Annotated in this window: 15 protein-coding genes and 1 pseudogene; 5 read left to right on the top strand and 11 right to left on the bottom strand. The window is 70.0% G+C overall.

The features are described from left to right. Positions 1–138: 138 nt before the first annotated feature. Entirely contained in the window at positions 139–1,074 is a 936-nt protein-coding gene (locus BLU79_RS18575) for a dihydrodipicolinate synthase family protein (protein ID WP_093906899.1), read from the bottom strand. Between the two features lie 32 nt (positions 1,075–1,106). Then, entirely contained in the window at positions 1,107–1,892 is a 786-nt protein-coding gene (locus BLU79_RS18570; RefSeq protein ID WP_093906898.1) for an SDR family oxidoreductase, read from the bottom strand. Positions 1,893–2,142: 250 nt separating this feature from the next. On the opposite strand from BLU79_RS18570, the gene BLU79_RS18565 reads away from it, so the two are divergent. Continuing rightward, the gene (locus BLU79_RS18565) at positions 2,143–3,246 is read left to right on the top strand and encodes a zinc-dependent alcohol dehydrogenase (protein ID WP_093906897.1); all 1,104 of its coding nucleotides are present in this window, start codon (positions 2,143–2,145) and stop codon (positions 3,244–3,246) included. After that, a complete protein-coding gene (locus tag BLU79_RS18560; RefSeq protein ID WP_256333372.1) occupies positions 3,236–4,414 on the top strand; it encodes a DUF3500 domain-containing protein in 1,179 nt (392 codons plus the stop codon). Before BLU79_RS18565 ends, BLU79_RS18560 begins: the two co-directional genes overlap by 11 nt. A 112-nt stretch (positions 4,415–4,526) precedes the next feature. On the opposite strand, the gene BLU79_RS18555 is transcribed toward BLU79_RS18560, so the two are convergent. From BLU79_RS18555 to BLU79_RS18520, 7 genes and pseudogenes are all read right to left on the bottom strand, one after another. After that, complete coding sequence (locus BLU79_RS18555; protein ID WP_218137784.1) at positions 4,527–5,081, bottom strand: TetR family transcriptional regulator; 555 nt, start codon at positions 5,079–5,081, stop codon at positions 4,527–4,529. A 128-nt stretch (positions 5,082–5,209) separates the two neighbouring features. Then, entirely contained in the window at positions 5,210–6,535 is a 1,326-nt protein-coding gene (locus BLU79_RS18550; protein WP_093906896.1) for an amidohydrolase family protein, read from the bottom strand. Next, entirely contained in the window at positions 6,532–8,148 is a 1,617-nt protein-coding gene (locus BLU79_RS18545) for an FAD-dependent oxidoreductase (protein WP_093906895.1), read from the bottom strand. The genes BLU79_RS18550 and BLU79_RS18545 overlap by 4 nt, the downstream gene beginning before the upstream one ends. Continuing rightward, positions 8,145–9,050, bottom strand: coding sequence for an alpha/beta fold hydrolase (locus BLU79_RS18540; RefSeq protein WP_093906894.1), 906 nt, complete (start codon positions 9,048–9,050; stop codon positions 8,145–8,147). Before BLU79_RS18540 ends, BLU79_RS18545 begins: the two co-directional genes overlap by 4 nt. Positions 9,051–9,069: 19 nt before the next feature. Then, entirely contained in the window at positions 9,070–9,903 is an 834-nt protein-coding gene (locus BLU79_RS18535; protein WP_093906893.1) for an alpha/beta fold hydrolase, read from the bottom strand. Positions 9,904–10,494: 591 nt separating this feature from the next. Next, positions 10,495–10,638: pseudogene (locus BLU79_RS18530) on the bottom strand (Uma2 family endonuclease); the annotation flags it as partial. Between the two features lie 348 nt (positions 10,639–10,986). Beyond that, positions 10,987–12,348 (bottom strand): class II 3-deoxy-7-phosphoheptulonate synthase, encoded by a 1,362-nt coding sequence (locus tag BLU79_RS18520; protein WP_256333371.1) that lies wholly within the window; start codon positions 12,346–12,348, stop codon positions 10,987–10,989. Between the two features lie 216 nt (positions 12,349–12,564). Here BLU79_RS18520 and BLU79_RS18515 point away from each other — a divergent pair, with 216 nt between their 5' ends. Then, positions 12,565–14,163: an anthranilate synthase component I family protein gene (locus tag BLU79_RS18515; RefSeq protein WP_218137783.1), complete on the top strand. Its 1,599-nt coding sequence runs from the start codon at positions 12,565–12,567 to the stop codon at positions 14,161–14,163. Continuing rightward, entirely contained in the window at positions 14,160–14,768 is a 609-nt protein-coding gene (locus BLU79_RS18510) for an anthranilate synthase component II (RefSeq protein ID WP_093906890.1), read from the top strand. The genes BLU79_RS18515 and BLU79_RS18510 overlap by 4 nt, the downstream gene beginning before the upstream one ends. Here the strand turns inward: BLU79_RS18510 and BLU79_RS18505 are convergent. After that, the gene (locus BLU79_RS18505) at positions 14,755–16,167 is read right to left on the bottom strand and encodes a MocR-like pyridoxine biosynthesis transcription factor PdxR (RefSeq protein ID WP_093906889.1); all 1,413 of its coding nucleotides are present in this window, start codon (positions 16,165–16,167) and stop codon (positions 14,755–14,757) included. The genes BLU79_RS18510 and BLU79_RS18505 overlap by 14 nt on opposite strands. A gap of 146 nt (positions 16,168–16,313) precedes the next feature. Between BLU79_RS18505 and trpD the strand changes: the two genes are divergently transcribed. After that, entirely contained in the window at positions 16,314–17,390 is a 1,077-nt protein-coding gene (gene trpD / locus BLU79_RS18500; RefSeq protein ID WP_256333370.1) for an anthranilate phosphoribosyltransferase, read from the top strand. A 178-nt stretch (positions 17,391–17,568) separates the two neighbouring features. Here trpD and trpC read toward each other — a convergent pair whose 3' ends face one another. Continuing rightward, positions 17,569–18,357, bottom strand: coding sequence for an indole-3-glycerol phosphate synthase TrpC (trpC, locus tag BLU79_RS18495; RefSeq protein ID WP_093906887.1), 789 nt, complete (start codon positions 18,355–18,357; stop codon positions 17,569–17,571). Between the last annotated feature and the right edge of the window lie 29 nt (positions 18,358–18,386).

The following is an 18,386-nucleotide window of genomic DNA, read 5'->3' as shown; positions in this document are numbered from 1 at the left end:
CGGTCAAGAACATCAGGCCGCCGGATGCGGTGGCGGTGCTCTTGTCCGGGGAGGAAGTGTGGCGGTGGACGTTTGGTGGGGCGGGGCCAGGTGACGTGGTGCCGTACTGCTGTGCTGCTGAGGGGTGTTACCTGTGCGTCATGCCATGAGTGCGACCCTGCTGTCCTTACGGGTGAGGCGGGACAGCAAGTAGTCGACCTCGGTGCGGGCACGCGCCGACAGCGCGGCCCCGGGCTTGCGCTGGGTGTCGGAGGCCAGGATTCCGCGGCGCTTCATAACGTACTTGCGCACGGCCAGGCCGATGCCCGGTTGCTGTTCGTAGCGCAGCAGGGGCAGGTGGGCGTCGAAGACGTCATGGGCGGCATCACGATCGCCGGCGGCGGTGTGGCGTACGACGTCGACGAGGAGTTCGGGCACGCAGTAGCCCGTCATCGCTCCGTCGGCTCCGCGTTCGGTCTCGAAGTCCAGGAAGAGACCGCCGTTTCCGCACAGGATCGACAGGCGGGGCATCGCTCCGTCGGCTTCGAGTTGCCGGAGTGCGCTGATCTTCTCCAAGCCCGGCCAGTCCTCGTGCTTGAGCATCACGCACCCTGGCGCGGCGTTCGCGATGCGGGCGATGACGGCAGGGGACATGACGACGGAGAACGACAGCGGATAGTCCTGGATCACGAACGGCACGTCCGCGCCGATGGCGCCCGCCGCTCCCTCGTAGTAGCTCACGATCTGGTCGTCGGTACGCAGCGTGTTCGGCGGGGCGATCATGACGCCCTCGGCGCCGGCTGACATGACGTCAACCGCGAGAGCCCGCATGGCGGCGTAGCCGGGTGCGGAGACGCCCACGATGATCGGCAGAGCGGTGCGCTTGATGACGTGCTGGACGATGCGCACGCTTTCCTCGTGGGACAGCTTGGGTGCTTCGCCCATCTGGCCCAGGAGGGTCAATCCGGTGACGCCGGCGTCTCCGTAGAAGTCGACGAGTCGGCTGAGTGAGTCGAAATCGATTGCGCCTTCCTCGTCGAAGGGCGTTGGTGCGATGGCGAAAACACCATGGGTGTTGCGGTCCAGGGGTGCCATTGTTCTGCCTCCTCAGAAATCCGATGTCTTTTTCAGAGGCTGGCGATGAGTCCGCCGTCGACGCGAATGACCGAGCCTGTGATGTAGGAGGCCTGGGCGCTTGCGAGGAAGGCGACGGCGGCGGCGTATTCCCGCGGTTCGCCGTAGCGGCCCACAGGGATCGACGCGACGCTCTCGGCGGACGTCTCCGCGACGGACTTGCCCTCCCGATCGGCCTTGGCCTGGTCGAGGAACTTGATCCGCTGGGTGCCGATCCGTCCCGGAACGACCACGTTGCAGGTGACACCCTCGGCCGCGACTTCCCGGGCCAGCGTCTTGGACCAGCCGAGCAGGCTGCCCCGCAAGGCGTTCGACAGCCCCAGGTTGGGGATGGGGGCGATCACCCCCGAGCTGGCGCTGGTGATGATCCTGCCCCAGCCGCGGCTGCGCATCAGCGGCACGACCCTGTCCGTGATCGCGATGACGGACAGCACCATGGACTGGAAGTGCTGCAGCCAGAGTTCAGGGTCCTGCCCCGCAACCGGCGAGGGCGGCGGCCCTCCCGTGTTGTTGACCAGGATGTCCACGGGACCGAGCGCCCCTTCGACTGCCGCGATGTGCTGGTCGATCGCGCCCAGGTCCCCGAGATCCCATTCCAGGGGCACGGCTTTCCCGCCCGCGTCGGCCACCGCCTCGGCGGTACGCTCGGCGGCCTGTGGGCTGATGTCCGCGACGGCGACAGCGGCGCCTTCCGCGGCGAGAGCCTGGGCGATCGCGCCGCCGAGACCCCCACCTCCGCCCAGGACGAGCGCGGTCTTGCCCGAAATTCCCAGATCCACAGCTTCGCTCCTTGGGCGGTGGCCCCGTCCCCCGGCCGTACGGCCGACGGCTACGTCCGTCGTTTCCACATGACACTGCCACGAGGTTGTGGTGGGTCTCCAATAGGAATCTCTCGCGACATGCATAAGGGATGCCTATGCGCCGCGCATAGGGAATAGGCGTTGCCGGCGTGCAAGATGAGGTGGGGAATAGGGCCGTTTCGGCCCGTCGATTCCCGACGCATGTTCATGGCCGTAACTGGAGGCCCCTATGTCCTTGCCGGAAACCATGCAGGCCGCGGTGCTGGGCGAGCCCGGCACCCTCGCCGTCACGACGCTGCCCGTGCCGCGGGTGGGACCGGAAGACGTTCTGGTACACGTCCGCAGGGCGTCCCTGTGCGGAACGGACCTGAAGATCCGCAGTCGGCACTTCTTCAAGGACGGTGGCCCGGCAGCGGGCGAGTTCGTACCCGGCCACGAGTACGCCGGCGTCGTCGCCGCGGTGGGCAGCGCCGTGGACGAGCTCCGGGTCGGCGACCGGGTGGTGACGGAAGCCCACCGCGGCTGCATGCGCTGCGCCAACTGCCTGGCCGGGGCCTACACGGACTGCCTCAACTACGGCCTGCGGCACACCGGGCACCGCGTGCAGGGGATGACCGTCAACGGGGGCTTCGCGGAGTACGCGCTCAACCACGTGGCGACCCTCCACCGGTTGCCGGACACCGTGGACTTCGACGCCGCGGTCGTCCTCACCACCGTGGGCACCGTGATGCACGCCTTCGACGTGCTCGACACCCTGCTCGTCGGATCTACGGTCGCTGTGATCGGCCCCGGACCGATAGGTCTGCTCGCGGTACAGGTCGCACGTGAACTCGGGGCCAGAACCGTAGCCCTGGCCGGCACGCGGGAAGCCAGGCTCACCATCGGCAAGTCCTTCGGCGCGGACCTGGTCGTCAACTCCCGGGAGGAGGACGCCGTAGCGGCGGTTCGGGAGGCGACCGACGGGATCGGCGCCGACATCGTCCTGGAGTGCTCTGGTGCCCCGAGTGCGGTGGACGACGCGCTTCGTATGGCCAAGCGGTCCGGGAAGGTCGTCCTCGTCGGCTTCTTCGAAGAGCCCGTACAGGCCGACCTCAACCACGCCGTGATGAACGGCATCTCGATCCAGACGGTCCGCGGCGAGGGCACCGGTTCGGTGGCCCGCGCCGTGGGCCTGGCCGCCCGGGGTCGGCTGCGCACAGCGGAACTGGTCACCCACCATTTCGGGCTGCCCGACGTCGTCGAGGCGTTCGACACCTACGCCGAGCGCCGGGGCAACGCCATCAAGGTCATGCTTGACATCTCCGAGGACCCGGAGTCCACCGGTGACCGGTGACCGAGAGGGCACCGTGCCCGACGCCCTGGCAGCCGGGCGGGAGAAGGCAGCGGCCGTCATGGCCGATGCTGCCACCGCCTGGCAGAACAGCCTGAGCGAGGACCAACTCCCGCTCGCCGCCTACGACTCCCCGCTCCACCCGGATGCGGAGGCCGAGCGGCTGCGCTGGTTCTACACCCCCACCGAACACGGCGGGCTCGCAGTCCGAGACCAGAACGCCCGCCAACAGAGCCTGGCCATGCGGCTGGTGGCCACCGGACTGTCCATCCCGGGCTACGCCACGGTCACCACCGTGATGGGACTGGAGAACGTCCTGGACCAGCTGGAAGGGTGGCGGGTCCACTGGGGCCGGCAGCGCGGACGGGACCCCGGCCTGTACTGGCTGAGGATCTTCGGCCGCCCCGGCGACCGTGTCTGGGCATGGCGGTTCGGCGGCCACCACATCTCCCTGAACAACCTCGTCGTCGCCGGCCGGCTCGTCTCCACGACCCCCTGCTTCATCGGTGCCGACCCGGCCACGACCGAGTTGGTCGGAGGCACCCTGCGGCCCTTGCAAGGCCCTGAGGAGACGGCCCGTCAACTGGTCCGCAGTCTGGACACGGGCCAACTCCAAAGCGCCCTGCTCCACCCGTCCGCAGTCTCGGACATCGTCTCCGGCAACCGACCGCGCGTCGGACACGGCGACACGATGATGCACATGCAGGACCTGTGGCGCGGCCGGTTCGCCGACCCCGAGCTGGACCGGCTCGTCGACGACATCGACCGCCGGGCGGAATCGGGCAGTGGATACACCGAGGACGACCACGCGCGCGTGGCCATCACCATTCCCCCCAAAGGCATCAGCGGTCGCGACCTGAACGACGAGCAGCGGCACCTGTTGCGCCGGCTCGTCACCCTCTACACCGGACGGGCACCCGAGTTCCTCGCAGACGCCTACGCCACCCACTACGCCTCTGACACCGTCCTCGACGCGGTGCATTTCGGCTGGGCGGGCAGCACGGACGCCGGGGAACCGCACTACTACCGGGTGCAGGACCCTCGCGTCCTCATCGAGTACGACAACACACAGCGGTACGCCAACCACGCCCACTCGGTGTGGCGTGACCTGACCTCCGATTTCGGACTGGACGTACTCGCCGAACACCGCGCACACATCGCACACGAGTAGGGCGTACTCGGGGAGCGCTGTACACACCCGTACCGCCGGTCCACCCCCCCGAAAGAACCAGCACCATGACCACCCTGCTGATCGTCGACGACGAGTCTTCTGCTGTGTCGGGTCAGGTACGGGCGGCAAGCCTGGCTTCAACGCCGTCGAGAAGCGACTGCAGTCCGAAGGACACATACGGGCGAGGGGTGTCTGCGAGGGCGGCGCCGATCGCGAACGTGACGACGCTCTGGGCGGCTTGCTCGGCATCCCGCCTGGTGAGGCCGGACGCCTCGCAGACCGCGAGCAGGTGCTCGTCATGGCGGTTTCTGGCCGGGCCGTCAAGAGGCTGGATGGTCATGGCGGCCAGCAGCCAGGGGCGCCTGAGAAGCATCGAACGCAGGTTGTCGGCCATGGCCAGGAGGACCGGACGCCATTCGACGCCGTCGAGAGCTGGGAGAGGTGTCTGCCCCCAGACGGTGTCAGCGGCCAGCAGGAGCAGATCCTGTCTGCTCCTGACGTGCCAGTAGAGTGCCGCCGCGGTGATGCCGAGACGGCTGCCGAGTCTTCGCATGCTCAGACTCTCGATGCCGCCCTCGTCCAGAAGGGCGATGGCCGCCTGGATGATCTGCTCCTGGTGCAGGGCGTCGCGGGGCATGCCCGCGGTAGTCGGCATGGGGCTGCTCACGGGACCTTCTTGCTGTGGGAACGAGGCCGCGGTGTGCGGCTCTGAGGGCGCGTGGCCATCGCGCCGACGAGGACGGGGTGTCGTGCGCGTCGGCGCGCGGTTCATGCGTGGGGGCCGCCCGCGGTATGTCAGCCGGGAGAGCCCGCGGGCCTGATGCTGCGCAGCAGCCGCGCTCCGGACTCGCGTAGCTGGTCCTTGACCTCGTCGAGGCCGGATGCGAGCAGGACGTGATCGCGTTTGCGCCAGGTGCCGGCGACCATCACGGCTTCGATGTTGGCGATGTCGGCGTGCAGGACCGTGGCGACCGGGTCGTGCGCCGGCCACAGGTTGAGCGCCCGGGCGTCGACGGCGACCAGGTCGGCCTGCATGCCCGCCTCGATCCGGCCCACCTTGTCTGCCAGGCCCAGTGCCTTCGCTCCTTCGACCGTGGCCCAGGCAAGCGCCTGTTTGCTGGTGACAGAGGGTGTGTTGGCGTACATGCCGGTCGTCTGCCGGTGGTGGGCGTGGTCCAGGCTGCGCTGGTGGGCCAGAGCGATCCGGGCGGCGGTGAGGACCGTGCCGGGTACGACGGTGTCGATGTCGGTGCCCAGCGAGGGTGCTGCGCCCAGGCTCAGCAGGGATCCGGTGATGGGTGTGCCGTGACCCTGGCCCAGTTCGTTCTCCGGGGTGGTGGTGAAGGTGACGCCCGCCTTGACCAGCGTCTTCAGCCAGTCCTCGGGCAGGTCGGCTCCGTGCACGACGTTGGTCAGGGGGCTGAACAGCCCGGCGTTGCGCACGGCTTCCCAGCCGGGTGAGGGTTCGCCGCCGCTCTGGTGCATCGAGACGACGAGGCCGCGTTCCGCGCCGGCCTGGAAGTCGGCCACCGCGGTCTCGGCGGAGGAGTACTGCGGCCCCTGGAGTGCCATGCCCAGGGTGAGGAGGGCGTGGTCGCGGACGGGGCCGTCGAGCAGCCGGTCGATCTCGGCGAGCGGGTGGGGGATTTCCGGGGAGCGGTAGGGCGTGCCGTGCAGGAAGACGGCGCGGATCCCGGCCTGGACCAGTCCCTCGACGGCCGCGTCGGCGTGCTCGGGCGACAGGGCGTTGTGACACCAGTCGCCGAGGGTGGTGGTACCGCAGTTGATCTGGTTCAGGGCGCCGGCGAGATTGCTGATGTGCATGTCGGCCGGGGTGTAGTGCCCGACACACTCGCCGTGCAGGTGGGTGAGGTACTCCATCAGCGTCCAGTCGGCGCCCACGGAGCGCAGCGCGGTCTGCCAGGTGTGCAGATGGGCGTTGACCAGGCCGGGGATGAGGACGCGGCCGGAGAAGTCGACGACCTCGGCGTCGGGCGCCTCGATGGTTTCGCCGACGGCGGCGATGGTCTCGCCGTCGACGAGGATGTCGACATGCTCGGCGTCCGGCCGGTCCGGCGTCATCGTGATGACTTGCGCCCCGCGCAGCAGTATGCGGCTCATTCAGTGGCCCCCGAACCGGGGGAGGTGTGGCTCTGCTGGGACATGGTGCGGCTCCTTGCCTGCGGCGTCATTGCCCGCATGGCGGCTTGTGTGGTGGTGAGGAAATCCCGAGTGGCGATGTGCCCGATGTAGCCGTCGGGACGGATCAGCAGCAGCGTGTCGCCGGTCAGGCCGTAGGCACTCCGCAGCGTGTTCTTGGGGTCGGAGAAGGCGCGGCCGTCGCCCGCGGCCGATCCGACGGTGAGCCGCTTCAGCTGGGCGCCCGTCGTCGGCCAGTCGAGGAGTTCGAGGTCCCGGGCGGCGCCGGGGCCGTAGGCGATGGCGGTGAAGTGCGGTCCCTGGAAGAGCCTGAACAGGCGGGTCTCGGCGCCGTCGGCGCCGAGCAGTCGGGCGTCCGGGGCGCGGTCGCCCACGTGCAGCGTGCTGGTGCCGCTACCGTCGCCGTCGCCGTCGCCGTCGGCGGGGGCGGGGGCGAGCGGGCCGCCGTAGTAGGTCAGGGCGAGCTGCTGCTCGTCCTTGCCGCGCTTCATGCTCGACGGGTCGAGCTTGGCGATGCCGCCCCACTTCTCCGTGGACAGTCCCAGGACCCCGGCGGCGATCGGCTGCCGCTCGGCCTCGTAGGTGCCCAGCAGGGCCGGGTCGGCTCCGGCGAGGACCTGGCCGAGCTTCCAGCCGAGGTTGTAGCCGTCCTGCATACCGGTGTTCAGGCCCTGGGCACCGGCCGGGGTGTGGACGTGCGCCGCGTCGCCGACGAGGAAGACACGTCCGCGGCCGTAGTGCTTGGCAAGACGGATGTTGGGCCGGAACACGGACGTCCAGTGGATCTCGTGCAGCTGGATGTGCCGGTTGCGGGTGTGGGAGTGGATCCGGTCGATGATGGCGCCGATCTCCTGGGGCGGCTTCTCGTCGGGCGTGAGCCGGATCATCCACTGGAACATGTCGCTGTCGGGGAGCGGGCAGGCACCGATGAGCTTGCCGCCGAGGCCGGGCCACATGTGCCACCGGTTGCGGGCCAGGCCACTGACGGAGGCATCCACGATCAGCACGCGCTCGGCCTCGTCCGTCGTCCCGGCGAAACCGATGTCGAGCTGCTTGCGCACCACGCTGGAGCCGCCGTCGGCCCCCACGGCATAGCGGGCGACGATCTCCTCGACCCCGTCCGCGCCCACCACCTTGGCGACCACCGTGTCCTCGTCCTGCGTCAGCTCGGTCAGTTCCTTGCTGAACTCGACCTCGCGGCCGAGCTCACCGAGCCGGGCGTGCAGGGCGCGGTCCGTGCGGAACTGCGGGATCAGCCAGGTGTTCGGGTACGGGACGTCCGGGGTTGCCTCTTTGTGGGGGAACATCTTCCACGGCACACCGATGGGTCCTGCATGGATCCCGAGCTTGGGATAGATGTCGCCGCCGGCCAGCACGTCGTCGAGAGCGCCGAGGTCTTCGAGGACTTCGAGGCTGCGGGGCTGGATGCCCTTGGCGCGCGAGCCGTCGAAAGCGTGGGGGGACCTGTCGACGATCCGGACGTCGAGTCCGCGGCGTACGAGGTCGATCGCCAAGGCGGAGCCCGAGGGGCCGGCACCGATGATCAGTACGTCGATGGCCTGCGGGCTGTTCATGAGTCGAGCCTTTCGGTGCGTGCGGACACGAACGAGACGAGCTGATCGGCGACGTCGCGAGGCCGTTCGAATGGTGCCATATGCCCGCATTTGTTAATTGCATGATGTTTCTGAGGCTTCAGCAGAGCGCGAGCTGTGTCGAAGTGCGCCAGCGGCGTGACGTTGTCCTCGTCGCCCCACAGCAGCAGCGTCGGAACGCCCAGTGCCCCCGTCCGCCGGAAGAGGTCGTCACGGCCGGTGACAGGCAGGTGCTGCAGGGTGTCGAAGACCGCGTACAGCGAGCCCTCGAAGCGGAACGCGTCGAGGACCATCTCGGTCAGCTTCGCGCCGAGCTCGGGGTCCCGGACGTTGTGCCCCAAGTGCCCCTGGAGCAGCTGAAGGCCGCGACGGCGGGCGACCACTCCGGCGAGCAGATTGCTGCGCAGCAGCCGGTTGGGGGAGGACAACTGCGGTTTCGCGAGACCGGCGGGTCCGACGATGGTGAGAGTGGACACCGACGAGCGGTACTGGGCGGCGTACGTCATGCTGACCAGCGCGCCCATGGAGGTGCCGACCAGGTGCAGGGGCCGCGCCGTCAGGCCGAGCCGGTCCGTCAGCTCGGCCAGCTGCCGCGTGAACAGCGTCTCGTCGTATCGCGCCTGTACCCGGTCGGAGTAGCCGCGGCCGTAGGCGCTGCAGGTCAGGGTGCGCAGCCCGCGGGCGTGCAGCTCGCTGACGAGGCCGTCCCAGTAGAACAGCGGGATGGTCAGACCGCCCGCCATCAGGACCACATCCCCGTCCTCGGGCCCCGTCAACTCGTAGTGGGTGACGCCGTCGGACAGCTCGATGAAACTGCCGCGCAGCGCCTTGCGCGAGTCGGCGGTGAGCTTGCGGTCCTCGCCCGAGGCGACGAAGTACTTCATGGAACGGGCCTCCTTGCCCTTAGTTCGCGGGGGTGTCGGCGCAGGAGCCGAGGAACTTCGCGATCGCGTCCGCGACCCACTGCGGTTCCTCCTCCGGCAGCAGATGTCCGCCGTGGGGGTGGACGAGCTCCTGGGTGCCGGGGATGTCGCGGGTGAAGTGCTGGCCGTCGATGCTCGCGCTGCGCAGCACCAGCGTGGGCATCGTGATGCGGGGGATCTGCGCGCTGCGGTCCGGCTGGTCGGTGTTGCAGAAGTCGACGAAGGCCGAGCGGTTACCGGGGCGGCTCATGAGCTGATAGGCGCGGTCCACCATGGCGTCGTCCACGATCTGCGAATGCGGCCCGACGGCCTCACGCAGGTTGCGTTCGAGTGCCCCGCGCGGCATCACCCGCCTCAGCAGGGGCCGCACCAGCGGGTTGCGGGTCAGGCGCATCCCCGCGGGCACCGTCTTCTCCGGGTAGCCGGTGGCATTGACCAGCACCAGGCCGGTCAGCCGCTCCGGATGATCCAGCGCCACGTTCCAGGCGATGTTGCCGCCCAGGGAATTGCCGGCCACCGCGTAGCGCGGCACGCCCAGCGCCTCCATGAAGCCCGCCACCGTCGCGGCGTACGCCGGGATGCGGTAGTCGCGGTCCTTGCGCGGGCCCGTCAGTCCGAACGCCGGCAGGTCGGGACGGATGACATCGAACGAATCCCGCAGCAGATCCGCCACGCGGTCGTAGTGCTGCAGGGATGAGGCGCTGCCGTGCAGCAGCACGAGTGCCGGGCCGTGCCCAGCACGCTTGTAGTGGATCCGCAGTCCGTCCACCTCGACGAACCGGGAATCGGGCTGGGGCTCAGACCAGGTACTCATAATGGCTACACTGTTACCGATAAGTGGCCGTGTCAAGAGGAAGCCCCCACGTGTGACGACCACGGTGGTCTTGACCGAGGAGATGGATCAGTTGGTGCGCCGCGCCGCCGGTCGTCCGGGAGCGGAGGCGCTGTCGATGAGGGCCCTGGCCGAGCGCCTGGGCTGGATCTGTGGACGCTCGCGCGCGCCCCGAGGTCTGGACGTGCATTCTGGACGGTGGCCAGGCGGCGGAGCCGGCCGTCGGCGTCCTGGAAGACCGCGAGCGAGCGCGGACGCTGTGCCGCCCTGCGAGGCTCGACGCGGTGGCACGAGCCTGATGTGGCGTGCGTAGAAGTTCCTCGGACTTCAGGCACGTGCGGGCGCTGCCGGGTAGCGTTGGCGACCTTGGGTCTTCTTGTGCTTTGTCGCGGATCCCGTGCTGGGATGGTGCTGGGATGCGCCTGTATTTCCGCAGTTCAGAGCCTTGTGTTGGAGTTCCGCTTCAACGTGTGAGCTGCTCGTTGCCGTGCCCTGGGTGATTCGCCAAGTGTGCAGCTCGGAAGGGGCCGGACTCTGTTGAGTCCGGCCCCTTCTGTGGTCCCGTGCTGACCGCTAGTTGCCCTGCGGCGGGGTGAGCTTGTCGAGGTCCAGGCTGATCTCGAAAGGCACGGGGCGCTTCAGGGTGCCCCGGAAGATACCTGCGGGCGCGTGGCGGCCAGTCGGTTCGTCGAGTTCGTCGACGTGGACGACATCAGCGGGCGCCCGCTCCATGAGCGCGACAGTGAGCATGGTGTGGCTGGAGACCCAGCCCTTCGGGCGCCATGAGTACGACGCCCTTGTACGCGACATGCTCGCCGTCCCCGGTGCCGCCCCGGACACTCCCTTGGTCGCGGTCTCTCGCTGCGGGGTGGCCGACGATCTGCCACTGGCTGCGCACTGGGGACCGGAGGACCTCGTGCGGGCTTGGCGGCCCTGACCGCCGTAAGTCGGCGGGTGGGGTGCCCGGTCAGCAGGGGGGTGATGCAGTCGTCGACTCCATGGACAACCTCGTCCCGGTCTCCCTCGCCTACGTCCTCTTCACCGTCGTCACCGGAGCCATCACCGTCACCTGAAGTGGCCCGACCCGGCCGCAGGCCACGATCGGTACATCTCCGCGAGCAGGAAGGCCAGTTCGAGTGACTGGGTGTGGTTCAGGCGGGGGTCGCAGGCCGTCTCGTACCGGTGGTGCAGGTTCTCCTCCAGGACGGCGTTGCCGCCGCCGACGCATTCGGTGACGTCGTCTCCGGTGAGTTCGACGTGGATGCCGCCCGGATGGGTGCCCAGGGCACGGTGCACCTCCACGAAGCCGCGGACCTCGTCGAGGATCGCCTCGAAGTGCCGGGTCTTGTGGCCGCTGGGCGCGGTGATGGTGTTGCCGTGCATGGGGTCGCTGATCCAGCACACCTGGGCGCCCTCGGCCGTCACCTTCTCCACCAGGGTGGGCAGCACGTCACGGATCCGGTCGGCTCCGGTCCGGATCACGAAGGTGAGCCGGCCCGGCTCACGCAGGGGGTCGAGACGGTCGATGAGGCCGAGCACGTCGTCGGGGGTCGCGCGGGGGCCGAGCTTGACGGCGATGGGGTTGGCGATGCGGGAGAAGTACTCGACGTGGGCGCCGTCCAGATCCCGGGTGCGCTCGCCGATCCACAGCAGGTGGCCGCTGGTGGCGTAGGTACGTCCGGTGTCGGGCTCGGTACGGGTCAGCGCCGCCTCGTAGTCCAGCAGCAGGCCCTCGTGCCCGACGAAGAACTCGGCGGTGGACAGCTCGCTCGTATCGACCCCGCACGCGTCCATGAAGGCGAGGCTGCGGTCGATCTCGTCGGCGAGCGTCTCATAGCGCTCCCCGGCCTCGGCGGTCGTCACGAAACCCTGGTTCCAGGCGTGCACCTGGCGCAGGTCGGCGAAGCCGCCCGTGGTCAGGGCCCGAATCAGGTTCAGGGTCGCCGCCGAACTTTCGTACATCCGCTTCATCCGCCAGGGGTCGGGCCGACGGGCCTCGGCGGTGAACTCCGTCGCGTTGACGGCATCGCCCCGGTAGGAGGGCAGTTCCACCGCGCCCCGCCGTTCCACCGCGCTGGACCGCGGCTTGGCGTACTGTCCCGCCATCCTGCCGATCTTGACGACGGGCAGGGCGGTGGCGTGAGTGAGGATGACCGCCATCTGGAGCAGCGTCTTGATCTTCCCGCGGACGTCGTCGGCGGTGAGCCGGTCGAAGGTCTCGGCACAGTCGCCGCCCTGTAGGAGAACGGCCTCCCCGCGGGCGACGGCCGCCATCTTGCGCCGCAGCAGGTCGCACTCGGAGGCGAAGACGAGCGGCGGAGCGGTGGACAGGCGATCCGTCACGGAACGGAGCTCGGTGGAGTCGGGCCAGACCGGCTGCTGGGCCGCCGGCAACCGGCGCCACGCATCGGTGGGTGAATCGCTCATGCCACTCATCGCACTCATCGCACGTCTTCCCTTTCATGGTCGGGAACCCGTATCAGCTCAATCGAATGCCGGGCCCGGGTCAAGCGATTCCGAAGTGGTCCGCGTACACGGGGATCAATTGGTCTGGCCCCGGCAGGAAAGCGGCTGATTCTCTGAGGGCGATGGGTTGCGCACTCGTCATCCAGTCGCCGATGCCGAATTCACGGGGGGTTTACCGTGTCGTTGCAGGAACGGATCAGCGTGCGGGTCACCGCTGCCGAATTACCGCACCACGACCCTCTGGAGTTGTACGAGCGGCTGCGCGAGGTGTGCCGGGCGGAGGACGTCTTTCTCTTCGAGAGCACCGACGGCGCCGCCCCCGACCGCCGCTCCGCCGTCGTCGGTCTGGGCCGCCTCGCCGAGATCCGGGTCTTCGCGGAACACGTGGAGATCGACGGTGTGCCGGGCGTGGCGTCGGCTTTGGCCCGGGTCGCCGAGGAGGCGGGTCTGCTTCCCGAGGAACCGCTTCCCGAGGAACCGCTTCCCGAGGAACCGCTTCCCGAGCAGCCGCTTTCCGCGGAGCCGCCGCACAGCGCCGGAACGGGCACCCTTCGGCTGCGCACCCCCGACGCTGCCGCCGTCTGGACTCTGCTGCCCCTGGCACAGCACGTCTTCGAGGTGGAGACGGACATACCCGAGACCTCGTACGCCTTCGGGTTCCTCACCTCGCTCGCCTACGAGTCCGTCTGGCACATGGAGACGCTGCCGACCCGGACCAAGCAGCCGAACGGGCCCGACATCACGCTCACGCTCTTCCGGGACGCCGTCTGGTACGACCTGACCACGGCCACCGTCCGTCATCTCGCCGCCGAGAGCACGGAGTTCGGGGATCGCTCACCGGAGGCACCGTCCCTGTCGGAGTCGGCCGCGCGGGCCGCCCGGGCCACCCGCGGGCCGGGCAGCCAGGCCCCTGCCACTGCCCCGGTGCCCGCCGCTCCCGTCCCCTCCTCAGTGCACGACACCGTCAGCCACGAGACGTTCCTGTCGTGGGCCCACCGGTGCCTGGAGCACATCCGGGTCGGGGACATCTACCAGATCCAGATCGGCCACCGCATCGACGTACGCACCGAGCTCACGCCCGTCGACGTGTACCGGCGGCTGCGCGGCCGTAACCCCTCGCCGTACATGTATCTGATGCCCCGCGCCGGCAACCTGCTCATCGGGGCCAGCCCCGAGCTGTACTTCCGGATCGAGGGCGACGAACTCGAGATGCGCCCCATCGCGGGCACCGCGCGCCGGGGGCCGGACGACGAGGAGAACGCACGGCGCGTCAAGGAGATGCGGGAGAGCACGAAGGAACGCGCCGAGCACATCATGCTGGTCGACCTCTGCCGCAACGACATCGGCCGGGTCAGCCGTCCCGGCACCCTGCCCGTGGACCGGTTGATGGCCGTGGAGTCCTACTCGCACGTCTTCCATCTCGTCTCCACCGTCACCGGACGTCTCGACGAGGGCATGGGCACCTGGGAGGCGGTGCGCGCGACGTTTCCGGCGGGGACGATGACCGGCGCTCCCAAGGTGCGGGCCATGGAGATCATCGACGGTCTCGAACGGGAGCGGCGCGGCAGTTACGCGGGCGCCGTGGGGTTGGTGGACGTGCGCGGGTGGAGCGAACTCGCCCTGTGCATCCGCTCGATCGAGTACGACGGAACCACGTACTCCACCCAGAGCTCGGCGGGCCTGGTGGCCCAGTCGGACCCCGAGTCCGAGTGGCGGGAGACGCTGGCGAAGATGGGCGCCGCCTACTGGGCGCTCACGGGGGAGGAGCTGCGATGAAGGTCCTGCTGATCGACGCGTACGACAGTTTCGTGCACATCATCGACCAGTATCTGCGCCACCTCGGCGCGCAGACGCGGGTCGTGCGCTCGCTGACCCGCTCCGCCGACGAACTCGCCGGGTACGAACCGGATGCCGTGGTCCTCGGGCCGGGGCCCGGGCATCCGGCCGAGTCGGGCCATGTGGAGCTGGTGCACGAGTTCGCCGGGCGGGTGCCGCTGCTCGGCGTGTGCCTGGGGCACCAGGCCATCGCCCTGGCCTACGGCGGCCGGATCGAGGTGGCCGACCAGGTGATGCACGGACGGATCAGCACCGTGCAGCACGACGGCACGGGTCTGTTCGCCGGTCTCGGGAACACCCTGCAGGCCACCCGCTACCACTCCCTCGTGGTCGCCCAACCGGTTCCGGAGGTCCTGGAGACGACGGCCGTCGCCGTCGACCACGGCTATGTGATGGGCCTGCGGCATCGCACCCTGCCCGTGGCGGGCGTGCAGTTCCACCCCGAGTCCGTGATGACCACCGGCGGTCTGACCCTGCTGGAGAACTTCCTGGCCATGTCGGCGGACGAGCGTGGCCGGGAACGGCAGTCGCTCAGCGGGATCTGACCTCCGCCGGCGCGCGGGATCCGACTTCCGCCAGCACGCGGACGGCCTCGGTGATGCCCGAGCGCGGCAGATGCGCGTGCCCCACGACGAGCGCGGGCGCGCCCCGTCGTGGCCGGGCGTGGAACGCCGCGCCGCCGCGCACCGCGACGGATCGGCGCAGTGCCCCGGACACCAGGGCCGCCTCGTCGGTGTGCCGGGGCAGCCGGACGTACGCGTGCAGCCCCGCCGCCGGGCCGAGCACCTCGGCGCCGGGCAGGTGCCGGCGGACGGCCTCTTCGAGGGCGTGACGGCGGGTGCTCGCCCGGGCGTTGAGTTTGCGCAGGTGACGGTCGAGCAGTCCGCCGCGCAGCAGCTCGGCGAAGGCCAGCTGGGTGAGGGTCTCGGTGCCCAGGTCGTGCCGGGCGCGCTCGCGCAGCAGCCGGTCCAGCAGGTCGGGCGGTGCGGCCAGCCAGCCGAGCCGTAGCCCGGGGGCGAGGGTCTTGCTGGCCGTGCCCGCGTACACGACGCGTTCGGGGGCGAGGCGTTGCAGGGCCAGCGGGCGCTGGCCGCGTTCGTACCAGAGCCCTCCGTCGTAGTCGTCCTCGATGATCAGGCCGTCCACCTCCCGGGCCCAGCGCACGAGTTGCTCGCGCCGGTCCTCGCTCAGGGTCACGCCGGTCGGGAACTGATGGGCGGGGGTGACTAGGACGGCGCGCAGGTCCGTCGCGGCCAGCGCCGTCACGTCCAGGCCCGCCTCGTCGACGGGCAGGGGCACCGGGCGCACACCGCATTCCTGGAGGAACTGCCGCTGTCCGGGATGGCCCGGGTCCTCCACGCCGATCGCGTCGACCCCCTCCCGGCGGAGCACGCCGCACAGCAGGTCCAGCCCCTGTGAGAACCCGCCCACCACGGCCAGCTGTTCGGCCGTGGTCCGTACGCCGCGTGCCCGCCCCAGGTACTGGGAGAGTTCGAGGCGCAGCGCGGGGGTTCCGGCCAGCGGCGGGTAGGCGTGCGCCGAAGGGGCGGCCGAGCGCAGCGCGCGCTCGTAGCAGGCGAGCCAGTCGCGGCGCGGGAAGTCGGGCAGGTTGCCGCCGCCGGGCCGTAGGTCCCAGCGGACCTCGGGCACCCGGTCCTCACCGAGGAGTGTCGGTACGACCGCCTGGGTGGTCAGGTGTCCGACGACGCGGGTGCCGGCGCCCTGGACGGCCTCCAGGTATCCCTCGGCGACGAGCTGGCCGTACGCCTCCACGACCACGCTGCGGGAGACGTCCAGGTCGTCCGCGAGACGGCGGCTGGAGGGCAGCCGGGTTCCCGCGTGCAGGCTGCCGGCCGCTATCTCGCTCTTGATGAAGCTCTGTATCTGCGCGGTCAGGGAGACCTCGGAATCCCGGACGACTTCGACCGCCATGTGGAGGGACATGACCTTCTCTCTTTCGGAAGTGGACCGCGGGAATTGGACCGCATTTCTCACGTGGCAGTGGTCTGGCTGAGCGGGGCGCCCGGACGTGAGACTCGTCGTACTGATCGATGTTCGATTCGTGCCGTAGATGTCCGAGGAGAATTCACGTGACAACCGGACCGCAGAGTTTCAGTTGGCCCGAATTGCTGAATTCGCTGCTCGACCGGAAGGGCCTTTCCGCGCGGGAGACCGACTGGGCGATGGATCAGGTGATGTCCGGCGTCGCCGGGCCGGTCCGGCTGGCCGGGCTCCTGGTGGCGCTGCGGGCGAAGGGCGAGACCGTCGAGGAGATCGAGGGTCTGGTCAGCGCCATGCGGCGGCATGCGGTGCCGCTGGATGTGCCGGGCCCCACGGTGGACATCGTGGGCACCGGCGGGGACGGCTCGAACAGCGTCAACATCTCCACCATCTCGGCGATCGTGGCGGCCGGGGCCGGGGCGCGGGTCGTCAAGCACGGCAACCGGTCGGCGTCCTCCTCCTGCGGATCGGCCGACGTCCTGGAGGAGTTGGGGGTGGCGCTGGGGCTGCCCGCGGAGGAGATCGGCGCCGTGGCCGAGGAGGTCGGCATCACGTTCTGCTTCGCGCCGGCGTTCCATCCCGCCATGCGGCACGCGGCGGCGCCGCGCCGCGAACTCGGCGTGCGCACCGTCTTCAACGCCCTGGGCCCGCTGCTCAATCCGGCCTCGCCCACCGGTACGGCGATCGGAGTGGCCGACGCGCGGCTCGCGCCGCTGCTGGCAGGGGTTCTCGCCCGGCGTGGGTCGTCCGGGCTCGTGTTCCGGGGCGACGACGGAATGGACGAACTGACGGTCACCACGACCTCCACGATCTGGTCGGTCACGGACTCCGGGGTGGCCGAGGAGACCTTCGACCCCCGGGACATCGGCATCGGCCTCGCCCCACCCGACGCCCTGCGCGGCGGCGACCGCGCCCACAACGCCCGGGTGGCCCGTGAGGTCCTCGCCGGCACCCACGGCCCGGTCCGCGACGCGGTCCTGCTGTCGGCCGCGGCCGGCCTCGCCGCGCTGGATCCGGGCGACGGCACGTCGGTCGGCGACCAGCTGGCGACGGGGCTGGAGCGGGCGGCGGAGTCGGTGGACTCGGGTGCGGCGGCAGCGGTACTGGAACGCTGGGCGACGGTGACGACCAAGCGGGCGCAGTCGGTGGGGGCGGCGCAGGGGTGAGTCGTGGCGGTGGGCTGGGGTGTTGCTGGGCGGAGCTTGGAAGCATCCACAGCACCCACCCCGCACCCGTCCACGGCACTGCCCCCGCACCCATCCACGCGGCAACCCCGCAGCGCACCCCCCGGACAGTCCCAAGCCGCGCTCACCCCACATGCCCAGCCCCACCCGTCGACCGGACCTAGACGCGGGCTGCGGCCAGGAGTTCGGTCACTGCTGTTCTGGGGGTGCCGTGGGTGACCAGGGACTCGCCTACCAGGACTGCGTCTGCGCCTGCTTGGGCGTATGCCGCGACGTCCTCGGGGCCGCGGACACCGGATTCGGCGATCCGGACCAGGCCCTCGGGGATGTGCGGTGCGACCCTCGCGAACGTGCCCCGCTCCACTTTCAGCGTCGTCAGGTCGCGGGCGTTGACGCCGATCACCGTGGCGCCGGCGGTCACCGCGCGCTCTGCCTCCGCCTCGTCGTGCACCTCCACCAGCGGTGTCAGTCGTGCCTCGTTCGCCAGTGCGATGAAGTCGGTCAGCTGGGCCCGGCCCAGGGCGGCGACGATCAGGAGCACGATCTCGGCGCCGTAGGCACGCGCCTCCCACACCTGGTAGGGGTCCACGACGAAGTCCTTGCGCAGCACGGGCACGTCCACCCGGGCACTCACGGCCTCCAGATCCGCCAAGGAGCCCCCGAACCTGCGCTCTTCGGTCAGGACGCTGATCGCGGCCGCGCCGCCTTCCGCGTAGTCGGCGGCGAGGGCCGCCGGGTCGGGGATCTCGGCGAGCGGACCGCGCGAGGGGCTGGCGCGCTTCACCTCCGCGATGACCCGCACCCGCGGCCCGCCGCGCAGCAGCGGCACGCAGTCCCGCCCCGCGCCCCGGGCCAGGGCCCGCTCCCGCAGGGCCGCCTCCGGTGTGCGCTCCCGGCGTGACGCCACATCCTCGCGTACGCCCCTGACGATGTCGTCGAGAGCATTCATCGCTGTGTTCCCCTCCCTGGCCTGCGGGC

Source organism: Streptomyces sp. cf386 (genome assembly GCF_900103585.1).
Lineage (GTDB): Bacteria > Actinomycetota > Actinomycetes > Streptomycetales > Streptomycetaceae > Streptomyces.
This window is presented reverse-complemented; position numbering and strand designations above follow the sequence as displayed.